Source organism: Streptomyces sp. NPDC006197, assembly GCF_040613865.1.
In the GTDB taxonomy this organism is placed as follows: Bacteria; Actinomycetota; Actinomycetes; order Streptomycetales; family Streptomycetaceae; genus Streptomyces.
This window is the reverse complement of the sequence record NZ_JBEXSZ010000201.1, coordinates 1-12,548: the sequence shown is the minus strand read 5'-3', so window position 1 is coordinate 12,548 and position 12,548 is coordinate 1. Positions and strand designations below refer to the sequence as shown.

Sequence of the window (12,548 nt, the reverse complement as noted above, 5' to 3'; positions counted from 1 at the left end):
CGACGGACCTGCGCAAGCGGTTCGACGCCGTGGTCGTCGCCGCCGGTGCCACCACCGCCCGCGACCTGCCCGTCCCGGGCCGGGAGCTGAACGGCATCCACCAGGCGATGGAGTACCTGCCGCTCGCCAACAAGGTCGTCGAGGGCGACTTCGTGGCCCCGCCGATCACCGCCGAGGGCAAGCACGTCGTCGTCATCGGCGGCGGCGACACCGGCGCGGACTGCGTCGGTACGGCGCACCGCCAGGGCGCGGCCTCGGTCACGCAGCTGGAGATCATGCCGAAGCCGGGCGAGGAGCGCACCGCCGGCCAGCCCTGGCCGACCTTCCCCATGCTCTACAAGGTCACCTCGGCGCACGAGGAGGGCGGCGAGCGGGTCTACTCCGTCTCCACCACCCACTTCGAGGGCGACGAGGACGGCAACGTCCAGTTCCTCCACCTCGTCGAGGTCGAGTTCGTCGACGGCAAGCTGACCCAGAAGCCGGGCACGGAGCGGAAGATCCCCGCCCAGCTGGTCACGCTCGCGATGGGCTTCACCGGCACGGACGTGGAGAACGGCCTGGTCGCGCAGTTCGGCCTGGAGCTGGACGAGCGGGGCAACATCGCCCGCGACGCGGACTTCGCCACCAACGTCGACGGCGTGTTCGTCGCCGGTGACGCCGGCCGCGGCCAGTCCCTCATCGTCTGGGCCATCGCCGAGGGCCGCTCCGCCGCCCGCGGCGTGGACCGCTACCTGACCGGCGCCAGCTCCCTGCCGGCCCCGATCCGCCCGACGGACCGTGCCCTGATGGTCTGATCCCACCGGATCACCCCCTGAACGTCCCGTACAACGACGTGCGGAACTGAGCGCAGCGCCCCCCGAATGTCCCCGACCGGACGACCTGGGGGGCGCTGCGGTGCCTTCTCAGCCCTCGCGGAAGTGCGGGATGACGTGTTCGCCCCACTGGCGGATCGTCTCCAGGCAGACGTCCTGCGGCACCGTGCCCATCTGGATCAGGCACATCACCTCGTCGACGCCGATCTCCCGGAGCCGTTCGACGTAGGCGATCGCGGTGGCCGCGTCCCCGTAGGCGTGGTCGGTGTTGTACGTGCCCGTGTCGACCGGTCGCGCGGGGACGTCCGCCTCGTGGAGCCGGGCGATCAGCTGCCGTCGCTTCTCGTCGAGCGCCCCGGTGTGGTCCTCGTCCTCGGCGTAGCCCGTGGGGGCGGGGCCCCCGCCGTACCAGTGCGCGATCGACTCGGCGAAGAAGCGCTGGCCCCGGGTGCCGAGCCGCAGGGCGCGGGCGGCGTCGTCGAGGACGATCGTCGGGCAGAGGGCGGAGAAGTGGTCGTTGACCTCGGTGGAGACGAACCGGGATCCGTCCCGCGCGCCGATGGCCTCGTCGTACACCGCGCGCATCGCCCGGACGTCGTCGGCGCCGGAGAAGCCCATCACCAGCGCGCCGATGCCGAGTTCGGCGGCCTGCCGGAGCGACTCGTGCTGCGAGCAGGCCATGAAGAGAGGCGGGTGGGGCGTCTGCACGGGGCGGGGCAGGACCGCGCCGGGGCCGATGTCGAGGGTGCCGTGCCACTCCAGCTCCGGCTCCCGCCAGGCCGCGGCGAAGATCCGCAGGGCCTCCTCGGTCTGCGGCCGGGTGTCCTCCGGGCGCACCCCGAACATCCGGGTCTCCTGGCGGGTCGCGCCCCGGCCGGCGCCCACGTCGACCCGGCCGCCGGAGAGCACGTCGAGCATGGCGGCGCGTTCGGCGACCCGGACCGGGTGCTGGTAGCCGAAGGGCATGGTGACCACGCCGTGGCCGACGCGGATGGTCCGGGTGCGGGCGGCGACCCAGGTCAGGAAGATCTCGGACGCGGTCATGTGGGCGTACTGGGTGAGGGAGTGGTGCTCGACCGCCCAGATCCGGTCGAAGCCCGTCTCCTCGGCGAGGACGGCCTGTTCGACGCAGTCGTGGAGGACCTGGCGTTCGCGGTCGGGGGTCGGGTCGACGAGCTGTGCTTCGAAGATCATGGAGAACTTCACAGGAGCTCCTCCCCAGGCGCTTATGCCTAATCGAAATACTTCTAGCAGGCATAAGGAGAGGAAGGAAGGACCGTAGACTGCCGTCCGTGGTGGACTCCGTGGTGGACCAAGAGGGCGTGCCGGGGCTTCCCGCGACCAGCTGGGCCGTGCTCGGACTGCTGTCCCACGGACGGGAGTTGTCCGGCTACGACGTCAAGAAGTGGGCCGACCGGTCCCTCGGCCTCTTCTACTGGAGCCCGTCCTTCAGCCAGGTCTACAGCGAGCTCAAGCGCCTGGAGAACAGCGGTTACGCCACCTCGCGGCTCGTCGCCCCCGAGGCCGGCACCCGCGACAAACGCGTCTACCGGATCACCGGCGAGGGCCTCGACGCCGTCCGCACCTGGGCCCGCACCGCCCCCCTCGACCCGCCCGTCCTGAAGCACGGGCCGATGCTGCGGCTCTGGCTCGGCCACCTCCTCGAACCCGAGCGGATGCGGGAGATCCTGGCCGCGCACCGGGAGTACGCCGAGCGCATGCGGCGGCGCGCCGAGGCGGACGTGGCGGACGCGGGGGCGGACGAGGCGTGGGCGTACCCCCGGCTGACCCTCGCGTGGGCCGAGCGGTACTACACGGCCGAGCGCGACCTGGCCGACGCCATGCTCGCGGACATCGAGGAGTTGGAGGGGGAACGGCCATGGCACTGAGCCTGCGGAAGGTCGAGGAGACCGCACCCGCGCTGGTGAGTCTCTACAAGGAGGCCGGGGCGTCGCTGGCGCGGCACGGGATCAGCGGACAGCGGATCGCCGTCTACCTCGTCATCGACTACTCGGGCTCCATGAAGCCGTACTACGCCAACGGCACCGTGCAGGCCCTCGCGGACCGGGTCCTCGGGCTCTCCGCGCACCTCGACGACGACGGACGGGTCCCGGTGGTCTTCTTCTCCACCGACATCGACGCCGAGACCGAGATCCGGCTCGACGACCACGCCGGCCGGATCGACCGGATCGTCGCCGGCCTCGGCCACATGGGGAAGACGAGTTACCACCTCGCCATGGACGCCGTCATCGACCACTACCTCGACAGCGGCTCCACTGCGCCCGCGCTCGTCGTCTTCCAGACCGACGGAGGGCCGATCAACAAGCTCGCCGCCGAGCGGTACGTCTGCAAGGCGGCCCGGCTGCCGATCTTCTGGCAGTTCATCGGCTTCGGCGACCCCGGCAGCCGGCAGTTCGAGTTCCTGCGCAGGCTCGACGAGTTGGACGTGCCGGCGAAGCGGCCCCTCGACAACGCCGGCTTCTTCCACGCGGGCCAGGACCCGAACCGGGTCCCGGACGCCGAGCTGTACGACCGGCTCGTCTCCGAGTTCCCCGCCTGGCTCGCCGCCGCCCGGGCCCAGGGCGTCGTCCGGTCATGAACCGGCGGCCGCCAGGCGCGCGAACCGCTCCTCGGTGAGGGTGACGTCGAGCGCTGCCTCAGCCCGCTGCTCGTCGCACGGCTCGACGCCATCGACGAGAAGATCCACGACCTCCAGGGCGCCCGCTCCTCGCTCGCCGCGCTCGTGGCGGTGACCGAGGGCCGGGGCCTAGTCACCGCCGACTGAAAGCCGGGAAATCGGTGGCTCCCGGGCGCGGGCGGGGGCAATCATGCCGCCATGAGCTCTCTCGTGCGACACGTGACCATCGACTGCGCCGACGCCTACGCCCTCGCGAGCTTCTGGGCGAAGGTGCTCGACTCCCAGGTCTCCGACGACGACAAGCCCGGCGACCCGGAGGCGCTCGTCGAGTCGGCCGGCGCGGGCCTCCTCTTCATCCAGGTCCCCGAGGGGAAGACGGTGAAGAACCGCGTCCACCTCGACCTCCAGCCGCAGGACCGCACCCGTGACGAGGAGGTCGAGCGGCTGCTCGCCCTCGGCGCCACGCTGTTCGAGGACCACCGGAACCCGGACGGCACCGGCTGGGCGACCCTGAAGGACCCGGAGGGCAACGAGTTCTGCGTGGAGCGCAGCAAGGCGGAGCGCGCGGCGACCTCCTGAACCCGCGGGTGAGTCCAGAGCAATCCGGACAGTGGTTGTCGGGTATCCGGTGTCTCCTGGAGCCATGGAAGACACAGCCATGGAAGACACACCCATGGAAGACACCGGAACCACCTGGCAGGCCTTCGAGGCCGCCGAACCCGAGCTCGCCGCGACCGTGCGGGAGCGCTTCGGGCAGTACGCCCACCACGCCCTCGCCACCGTCCGGAAGGACGGCTCGCCGCGCCTCAGCGGCATCGAGGCCGACTTCCGCGGCGGGGAGCTCTGGCTCGGCATGATGCCGAACTCCCGCAAGGCGCTGGACCTGCGCCGCGACCCCCGGTTCGCGCTGCTCGCCAACCCGGGATCCGGCACCGGCATGGGCGGCGGGGACGTCCGGATCTCCGGCCGCGCGGTCGAGGTCACCGACCGGGAGACCCTGGACCGGTACGCGGCGGAGGCGGGCGCGCCGCAGCCCTTCCACCTCTTCCGGGTGGAGCCGACCGAGGTCGTGCGGACCTGGGTGGACGGCGAGGAGATCTGCTTCCGCAGCTGGGCCCCGGGACGCCCGACGCGCACGCTCCGGCGCGGCAACGACGACAGCCCGCCGCGGCAGGACGCCTGACTCCTGGGTGGGCCCGTGCGCGGGGGACCAGAATGGGCACGTGCCGAACACTGCAAGCAAGAAGAAGACCCAAGTGAGCGGGGGGCCCGAGCGGCGCCGTGAACTCCTCGACACGGCGGCCGAGGTGTTCGCCGCCCAGGGGTACAACGCCACCACCGTCCGCAAGATCGCGGACGCCGCCGGAATGCTCGCCGGCAGCCTCTACTACCACTTCGACTCCAAGGAGTCGATGCTCGACGAGATCCTCTCCACCTTCCTGAACGAGCTGTGGGAGGGGTACGACGCCGTCCTCGGCGCCGGGCTCGGCCCCCGCGAGACCATCGAGGCCCTCGTCACCGAGTCCTTCCGGGAGATCGACCGGCACCGCGCCGCCGTCGCCATCTACCAGAAGGAGTCCCTGCACCTCGTCGACCAGCCCCGCTTCGGCTACCTCGTCGACTCGCAGCGCAGGTTCGAGAAGGCCTGGCTCGGAACCCTGGAGCGCGGCGTCGCGGACGGGGTCTTCCGCGCCGACCTCGACGTCCGGCTCACCTACCGCTTCGTCCGCGACACCGTCTGGGTCGCCGCGTCCTGGTACCGGCCGGGCGGACAGCACAGCCCGGAGGAGATCGCCCGCCAGTACCTGTCGATGGTCCTGGACGGAATCGCCGTACGCGGTCCCGAGGCGTCCGGGGAGCGGGGGGCCGGGACGGGAAGGTCCTGAGGCGCACTATTGTTCCGGTAGACATCCGGGATCTGTATCGCGAGTCCCGGGAGAGACAGCCGGGGCCGTGTCACGTGCTCCGGGAGAGACAGCCGGGGCCCGTATCTCGTGTTCCGGGAGAGACAGCCGGGGCCCGCATCGCGTGTTCCGGGCGGTACAGCCGGGGCCCGCATCACGCAGGTGCGGGCCCCGGCTGTGCCGCGCACCGGCCAGGAAGGCACGAATGACCCGCTCCGAACGCCCCAGCAAGCGCGGCCCCCGCACCGCCCAGGCGAAGTCCACGTCCCAGCCGAAGGGCCCCCGCGGCGGCCGTCGTCCCGCCGCGCCCCCGCCGCCGCAGGAGTTCACTCCGCCGGAGACGGTGACGCCCGCGCTGCCGCCCGTGGCCTCCTTCGAGGACCTGGACATGCCGGCCGCGCTGCTGCGGACGCTCACCGAGCAGGGCGTCACCGAGCCCTTCCCGATCCAGGCCGCGACCCTGCCGAACTCGATCGCCGGGCGCGACGTCCTCGGCCGGGGGCGCACCGGTTCCGGCAAGACCCTCGCCTTCGGGCTCGCGCTCCTCGCCCGCACCGCCGGCCGCCGCGCCGAGCCGACCGCGCCCCTCGCGCTGGTCCTGGTGCCGACCCGTGAGCTCGCCCAGCAGGTGACCGACGCCCTCACGCCGTACGCCTCCGCGCTGCGGCTGCGGATCACCACGGTCGTCGGCGGCATGTCGATCTCCCGGCAGTCCTCGTCCCTGCGGCGCGGCGCCGAGGTCCTCATCGCCACGCCCGGCCGGCTCCACGACCTCATCGAGCGGGGCGACTGCCGCCTGGACCAGGTCGCCGTCACCGTCCTCGACGAGGCCGACCAGATGGCCGACATGGGCTTCCTGCCGCAGGTCACGAAGGTGCTGAAGCAGGTCGAGCCGGGCGGACAGCGGCTGCTGTTCTCCGCCACCCTCGACCGGAACATCGACAAGCTGGTCAAGATGTTCCTGGACGACCCGGTCGTGCACTCGGTCGACCCGTCGGCGGGCGCGGTGACCACCATGGAGCACCACGTCCTGTACGTGATGGACGAGACCGACAAGAAGGCCGTCACGCTGCGGATCGCGGCCCGCGACGGCCGGACGATCCTCTTCCTGGACACCAAGCGGTCCGTGGACCGGCTGGTCAAGCGGCTCCTGGCCAACGGCGTGCGGGCCTCCGGGCTGCACGGCGGCCGCTCGCAGCCGCAGCGCAACCGGACCCTGGACCAGTTCAAGACCGGCCAGGTCACCACGCTGGTCGCGACGAACGTGGCGGCCCGCGGCATCCACGTGGACGACCTCGACATGGTCGTGAACGTCGACCCGCCGATGGACCACAAGGACTATCTGCACCGGGGCGGTCGCACCGCCCGCGCCGGCGAGTCCGGCAGCGTCTTCACGCTGGTCCTGCCCGAGCAGAAGCGGGACATGGGCCGGCTGATGTCGAACGCGGGCATCAGCCCCCGCACGGCGCAGATCAAGTCCAGCGACGAGGAGCTCGCCGAGCTCACCGGCGCCCGGGAGCCCTCGGGCGTCCCCGTCGTCATCGAGGTCCCGCAGCCGACCCCGCCGCGCAAGGCGGCGGGCGCCGCCGCCGGCGGTGGCACGGGCGGCGGCCGCCGTCGTCGCCGTCCGGCCTCCGGCGGTTCGACCGGTGGTACGGGGACGGGCGCGACGGGCTCGGGCCGCGCTTCCGGCCCGTCCACCGGGCGGGCGTCCGGTTCGGGCACCACAGCCCGGGGTTCCGCTTCCGGGGCGCCGACGGGCCGGGGCTCCGGCACCGCGGGCGGCTCCGGGCGCGGCGCGGCCGGTGCGGGACGCGGCGCGGGCGCGGGCCGTGGTTCGGGCTCCGGTGCCGGGGCGGGCGCGGGCGCCGGGCGCGGTGCGGCGGCCGGCGCAGGCCGGGGCGGGCGTCAGGCGTCGGGCACCAGCCGCTCGCGGAGCGCCGCGAGCTCGCGCGGCTCCAGGCCGAGGCCGACCGACACGTAACGGAAGAGGCTGCCGTACGAGGTGCGGACCTGGTCGAGGGCGGTGTCCAGGTACTCGGCCCGCACCTCCTGCAGCGGCACGATGAGGTCGGGGTTCTGCATGAGCCCGCCCTGCTTCAGCCCCTCCCGCACCCGCGCGTCGTACGCGGCGCGGAAGGTGTTGGAGGCCAGGTAGTCCGCGCGGGCGGAGGGCTCGGGCACCCCGAGCAGGGTGAGCAGGAGCCAGCTCGTCCAGCCGGTGCGGTCCTTGCCGGAGGTGCAGTGCAGGAGCAGCGGCCCCCGGCGGGGATCGGCCAGGTCCCGCAGGGTGGCCGCGAGGGCGGCCCGGTTCGCGGGGTCGGTGACGAAGGTGCGGTACACCTCGCGCATGAAGGCGGCGGCCCGGCCGTCGCCGAGCATCTCCTCCTGCCGCACCGGGTCGCGGGAGCCGATCGCGGCCATCAGCTGGCCGAAGAGGCCGTGGTCGGTGACGGGCCGGGCCACCGGGACCGCGCCGGCGGGCAGCCGGTCGGCGCCGTCGTAGCCGACCTCCATGGGGATCCGCAGGTCGACCACGGTGCCGAGGCCGAGCCCGGCGAGGGTGGCGAGGTCGGCGTCGGTGAGCCGGGCGAGGTGGTCGCCCCGGTAGGCGAGACCGTGCCGGACCCGTTTGCCGTCGTAGGTGACGTACCCGCCGAGATCGCGGACGTTGACCGCGCCCTGGAGCGGGATCTGCCGGATCGCGGTGGCGGCCGTGGGGCGGCTCCGGGCGAGCGCGGGCGGCGCGGCTCCGAGGAGCAGCGCGGCACCGGTGGTGGTGAGCAGGGCGCGTCGGGACAGGGGCATGGCTGGGCTCCCTTGCGGACTGACGGACGTACGGCCGGTGGCCGTACGGCAGACGGACTCGGTGGGACAGCCGTGGGCGGACGGGCCCGCGGAACCACTCCTCCACCTAACGTTAGTTAGGTGACGTGCTGGCGAGGAAGGTAGCAGCCGGACGGGCCGAAGGGGAGGGGTGTGCGGGCCCGGTTGTGCGGGCCCGACCGGCGAGGCGCCCCGGGCCGTTCTCCCGTGAGGCACCTCGGGCGCCCCGGGCGGTTCCCCCGTGAGGCGCCTCGGGCGGCGCGGGCCGTTACCCCGTGAGGCGCTTGGTCGCGGCGCGCTGGCGTTCCGTCGCGCCCGTCAGGAAGCGGGTGATCGTCGCCAGCTCCTCGGTCGTGAACTCCTCGTAGAGCTCGTGCACTTCGCGCGCCCAGTCGTCGAAGAGCGGGGCGAGCTCGGCCAGCTTCTCGGGGCGGGGCTCGACGAGCACCCGGCGCTTGTCCGTCGGGTGCTTCACCCTGCGCACGAAGCCCTTGCGCTCCAGGCGGTCGACGAGTCCGGTGACGGAGGCGGGGGCCAGGCCCGAGTGCTCGGCCAGCTCCTTGGCGGTGAGGGGGCCGTGCCGTTCGAGCAGGTCGAGCGTCTTGGTCTCGGTGGCGCCCAGGTCCTGCTGGGCCGCGACCGCCGAGTGGAAGGCGACGGAGGCGGCGCTGGAGTCCCGGCCGGCGGCGGTGAGGGCGGCGATGACCGCACCCCGTTCCTGGTCCTGCTCGCTCATGGCGGCAGCCTAGCAAAATTCATTTCGTTCGGCCGAACGAAACACTTGCGATCACGGGGGAGTGCGTGTCACTTTTATTTCGTTCGCCCGAACGAAATAAATGGAGGGTGGAGATGTCCACGACTGCCACGACCGCCGCCACCGGCGACCCGTTCACCGTCCACCCGCGCCGCTGGGCCGCCGCCGTCGTCATGATGGTCGCCGCCCTGATGGACCTCGTGGACGTCACCATCGTCAACGTCGCCCTGCCCTCCCTCGGGCACGGGCTCGGCGCCTCCGAGAGCGCCCTCCAGTGGACCGTCTCCGCCTACCTCCTGGGCTTCGCCGCGACCCTCGTCGTCGCCGGACGGCTCGGCGACCGGTACGGCCGCAAGGCGCTCTTCCTCGCCGGCACCGCCGGCTTCGGCCTCGCCAGCCTCGCCTGCGGCATCGCCCAGAGCCCCGGCCAGCTGATCGCCGCCCGCGGCGCCCAGGGCGTCGCCGCCGCCGTGCTCATGCCGCAGGTCCTCGGCTCCTTCCAGAGCCTCTTCCGGGGCAAGGACCGCGGCAAGGTCTTCGGGATGTACGGGGCGGTGGCCGGCTTCGCCTCCGCGATCGGACTGCTGCTCGGCGGGGTCCTCACCGACGCCGACCTCTTCGGGCTCGGCTGGCGCAGCGTCTTCCTGGTCAACGTGCCGATCGCCGTCCTCACCCTGGCCGCCGCCGCCGTCCTCGTCCCCACCACCCGGGAGCGCTCCGCCACCCGGCCCCCGGTGCTCGGCAGCCTCGTCCTCGCCGCCGGACTCGTCGCCGTCGTCCTGCCGCTCGTCCAGGGCCGCGGCTGGGGTTGGCCGCTCTGGGGCTGGGGCCTCCTCGCGGCCGGCGCCCTCGCGGTGGCCGCGGTCGCCGTACGCGGCTCGGTGCTGCCCCCGCGCGTCTTCACCGTCCCGGCCTTCTCGTACGGCCTGGCCGTCCAGCTGCTCTTCGCCTTCGGCATGCAGGGCTTCTTCCTGGTCCTCGCGATCTGGCTGCATCTCCGCGTGGTACGTGCGGACGGTCTCGCTGATCTCGGTGAGGTAGCGGACCCGGTCGGCGGGCACGACCTGCCGGATGCCGGAGGAGTGGCGCACGTCGACCGGCGCCAGGGTGCCCTGGGCGAGCGTGAGCCCCTTCTCGGCGAGGGCGGTCTTGAGGTGCTGGTGGAGCGCGGTGACGCCGTCGTCGTTGAAGGTGGCCGCCGAGGTGCCGTAGACCGGCATGTCCTCGGGCCTCTTGTCGAACGCCTCGCGGTTGCGGACCAGCTGACGGGCCACGTCGCGCAGGGCGTCCTTGGCGCCGCGCCGCTCGAACTTGTTGATGGCCACGACGTCGGCGAAGTCGAGCATGTCGATCTTCTCCAGCTGCGAGGCGGCGCCGAACTCCGGCGTCATCACGTACAGCGAGGTGTCGACGAACGGCACGATCGCCGCGTCGCCCTGGCCGATGCCCGGCGTCTCCACGATCACCAGGTCGAATCCGGCGGCCTTGACGACGTCGATCACATCGGCCAGGTGCTCGGGCAGCTCGTGGCTGCCGCGCGTGGCCAGGCTGCGGAAGAAGACCCGGTCCCCGTCGAGGGAGTTCATCCTGATCCGGTCGCCGAGCAGCGCGCCGCCGCCGCGGCGACGGGTCGGGTCGACCGCGATCACCGCGATGCGCAGCTTGTCCTGCTGGTCGACGCGGAGCCGGCGGACGAGCTCGTCGGTCAGTGACGACTTGCCGGAGCCGCCGGTGCCGGTGATGCCGAGGACGGGCGTGACGCGTGCCGCCGCGGCGGTGCGCAGCCGGTCCAGGAAGTCGGGGGACAGCTTGCCGAGCTCGGCGCCGGTGATGGCGCGGGCGATCGCGAACCGGTCGCCCGCGAGGACCGCCGCCGCGTCGGCCGGTCCGCCGTCCCAGAGGTCGAAGTCGCACTGCTCGATCACCGAGTTGATCATCCCGGCGAGGCCCATCCGCTGGCCGTCCTCGGGGGAGAAGATGGTGACCCCGCTGTTGCGGAGCCGGGTGATCTCCTCGGGCACGATGACGCCGCCCCCGCCGCCCACCACGCGGATGTGGTCCGCGCCGCGCTCGCGCAGCGACTGGACCAGGTACTCGAAGTACTCCACGTGCCCGCCCTGGTAGGACGAGACCGCGACGCCGTGGACGTCCTCCTCGAGCGCCGCGTCCACCACCTCCTGCACGGACCGGTTGTGCCCGAGGTGGATCACCTCGGCGCCTTGGGACTGGAAGATCCGCCGCATGATGTTGATCGAGGCGTCGTGCCCGTCGAAGAGCGCCGAGGCGGTGACCAGACGGACGGGGTGCACGGGCCGGTGCAGAGCGGTCATGTGGACCTTCCCGGGGAGGTAAGTGGGACCCCACAGATAGTAGGACGTCCTAGTAGTTTCGCAGAAGGTGAGACCTGTGTGACCGGATGCACACCGGCGGGGGCGCGGTCGGTCAGGAGGGTGGCGGTATAGGCGATATGGGAGGTATAGGCCGTTTGGGCGACGCCAGGGCCGGGGCCGGCACAGGTGAAGCCGGGGCCGGCGCGGGCGCGGGCGGTGCCGGGGCCGAGACCGGCGCGGGCGGTGCCTGAGTCGGGGCCGGCGCGGGCGACGCCGAGACCGGCCGGTTCGGAGACGTTCGGCGCCCGGGGCCGGCCCTGCCCGGGCGCCGTGGTCGTCGGTGACCGCGGGTGTCGGTCAGCCGATGATGGCGACCGGGGCGTCCCAGGCGTTGCGGTCGACGGTGATGGTGTAACCGCCGCGGGTTTCCTTGCTGTTCGCCTTGTACTGGTGGCCGCGGCTGTGGTCGGTGTACAGCTTCGGGTCCCAGGGCCAGTCCTTGGTGGTGGTCTCCTGGCCGTTCCACAGGGCGTACCAGAGGTTGCCCGGCAGGTCGGTGCGGTCCTTCGCCGTGGCGACCGCCTTGGCGCTGGAGCTGCTGAAGCCGTACATGCCGGCGCGGTAGGTCTTGGCGCGCAGGGTCTTGGTGAAGGACCGCACGTAGGCGAGGGTCGCGTCGTTGCACGCCTTGTCGGCGGTGTCGTACGGCTCCATGTTGAGGTAGACCGGGCTGCCGGGCCTCATGCCGAGCGCCGAGGCCTTGGCGACCGCGTCGTTGGCGTTGCTCGCCCCGACCGAGGCCGCGGTGGCCGCGGTGAACCTCTCCTTGTTCCCGCTCTTCTGGCAGGGCGGCTGGGCGCCGACGTAGAGCGGGATGACCCGCCAGCCGAGCGTGTCGACCGACTTCACCCACGACCTGGTCAGATTGGGCTGGGCGCAGCCGCGATTCTTCCCGCCGACGTAGACGGCGACGCCGCCGTAGTACGCGTCCTTCTTCCACGCCTTCATCGCGGTGAGCGAAGGCGCCGTGCAGGCGTCGAACGCCCGGCCCGTGTACGTCCTCTGGGCCGGCCACGCCGTGGCTGCCATGGAGGTCTGCGCCGCGACCCCGGCACCCGCCACGACCGCGACGGCCGTCGTCGCCAGCGCTGTGTAGCGGCCTTTTCTGGACAGCCGGTGCTTCGCCATTCCCCACCCCATACAGAATCCGACTCCGGCCTTCCGGGCGCACCGCCAGCCGCAGCACGCTGTCGACGCCCGCCAGCACGGTGCCGGGGATCAGGC

At 72.6% G+C, this 12,548-nt stretch carries 11 protein-coding genes and 2 pseudogenes; 8 read left to right on the top strand and 5 right to left on the bottom strand.

Translation table 11 applies throughout. The features are described 5' to 3' along the window. Nucleotides 1–794 (top strand): FAD-dependent oxidoreductase (locus ABZ318_RS36620; RefSeq protein ID WP_356906755.1); only part of this gene is annotated, 794 nt, incomplete at its 5' end. 108 nt (nt 795–902) lie between these two features. On the opposite strand, the gene ABZ318_RS36615 is transcribed toward ABZ318_RS36620, so the two are convergent. Further along, a complete protein-coding gene (locus ABZ318_RS36615) occupies nt 903–2,018 on the bottom strand; it encodes an LLM class flavin-dependent oxidoreductase (protein WP_356906754.1) in 1,116 nt (371 codons plus the stop codon). Nucleotides 2,019–2,107: 89 nt separating this feature from the next. Between ABZ318_RS36615 and ABZ318_RS36610 the strand changes: the two genes are divergently transcribed. The 6 genes from ABZ318_RS36610 (at nt 2,108) to ABZ318_RS36585 (ending at nt 7,338) form a co-directional block, all read left to right on the top strand. Then, nucleotides 2,108–2,701 (top strand): PadR family transcriptional regulator, encoded by a 594-nt coding sequence (locus ABZ318_RS36610; protein ID WP_356906756.1) that lies wholly within the window; start codon nt 2,108–2,110, stop codon nt 2,699–2,701. After that, nucleotides 2,692–3,411 (top strand): VWA domain-containing protein, encoded by a 720-nt coding sequence (locus ABZ318_RS36605; protein ID WP_356906753.1) that lies wholly within the window; start codon nt 2,692–2,694, stop codon nt 3,409–3,411. The genes ABZ318_RS36610 and ABZ318_RS36605 overlap by 10 nt, the downstream gene beginning before the upstream one ends. 237 nt (nt 3,412–3,648) lie before the next feature. Then, nucleotides 3,649–4,029: a VOC family protein gene (locus ABZ318_RS36600; protein ID WP_356906752.1), complete on the top strand. Its 381-nt coding sequence runs from the start codon at nt 3,649–3,651 to the stop codon at nt 4,027–4,029. Between the two features lie 94 nt (nt 4,030–4,123). Next, nucleotides 4,124–4,633, top strand: a complete 510-nt coding sequence (locus tag ABZ318_RS36595; RefSeq protein WP_356906751.1) for a pyridoxamine 5'-phosphate oxidase family protein — start codon at nt 4,124–4,126, stop codon at nt 4,631–4,633. 40 nt (nt 4,634–4,673) lie between these two features. Next, complete coding sequence (locus ABZ318_RS36590) at nt 4,674–5,336, top strand: TetR/AcrR family transcriptional regulator (protein WP_356906750.1); 663 nt, start codon at nt 4,674–4,676, stop codon at nt 5,334–5,336. A gap of 223 nt (nt 5,337–5,559) precedes the next feature. Next, the gene (locus ABZ318_RS36585) at nt 5,560–7,338 is read left to right on the top strand and encodes a DEAD/DEAH box helicase (RefSeq protein ID WP_356906749.1); all 1,779 of its coding nucleotides are present in this window, start codon (nt 5,560–5,562) and stop codon (nt 7,336–7,338) included. On the opposite strand, the gene ABZ318_RS36580 is transcribed toward ABZ318_RS36585, so the two are convergent. Continuing rightward, the gene (locus tag ABZ318_RS36580; RefSeq protein WP_356906748.1) at nt 7,263–8,162 is read right to left on the bottom strand and encodes a tyrosine-protein phosphatase; all 900 of its coding nucleotides are present in this window, start codon (nt 8,160–8,162) and stop codon (nt 7,263–7,265) included. The genes ABZ318_RS36585 and ABZ318_RS36580 overlap by 76 nt on opposite strands. 286 nt (nt 8,163–8,448) lie before the next feature. Continuing rightward, nucleotides 8,449–8,916, bottom strand: coding sequence for a MarR family transcriptional regulator (locus ABZ318_RS36575; protein ID WP_356906747.1), 468 nt, complete (start codon nt 8,914–8,916; stop codon nt 8,449–8,451). A gap of 113 nt (nt 8,917–9,029) precedes the next feature. On the opposite strand from ABZ318_RS36575, the pseudogene ABZ318_RS36570 reads away from it, so the two are divergent. Beyond that, nucleotides 9,030–9,851 (top strand): annotated as a pseudogene (locus ABZ318_RS36570) (MFS transporter); the annotation flags it as partial. 78 nt (nt 9,852–9,929) lie between these two features. On the opposite strand, the pseudogene ABZ318_RS36565 reads toward ABZ318_RS36570, so the two are convergent. Continuing rightward, nucleotides 9,930–11,264: pseudogene (locus ABZ318_RS36565) on the bottom strand (cobalamin-dependent protein); the annotation flags it as partial. A 357-nt stretch (nt 11,265–11,621) separates the two neighbouring features. After that, on the bottom strand, nt 11,622–12,452 hold the full coding sequence (locus ABZ318_RS36560; RefSeq protein WP_356906745.1) for a glycoside hydrolase domain-containing protein: 831 nt from the start codon (nt 12,450–12,452) through the stop codon (nt 11,622–11,624). Between the last annotated feature and the right edge of the window lie 96 nt (nt 12,453–12,548).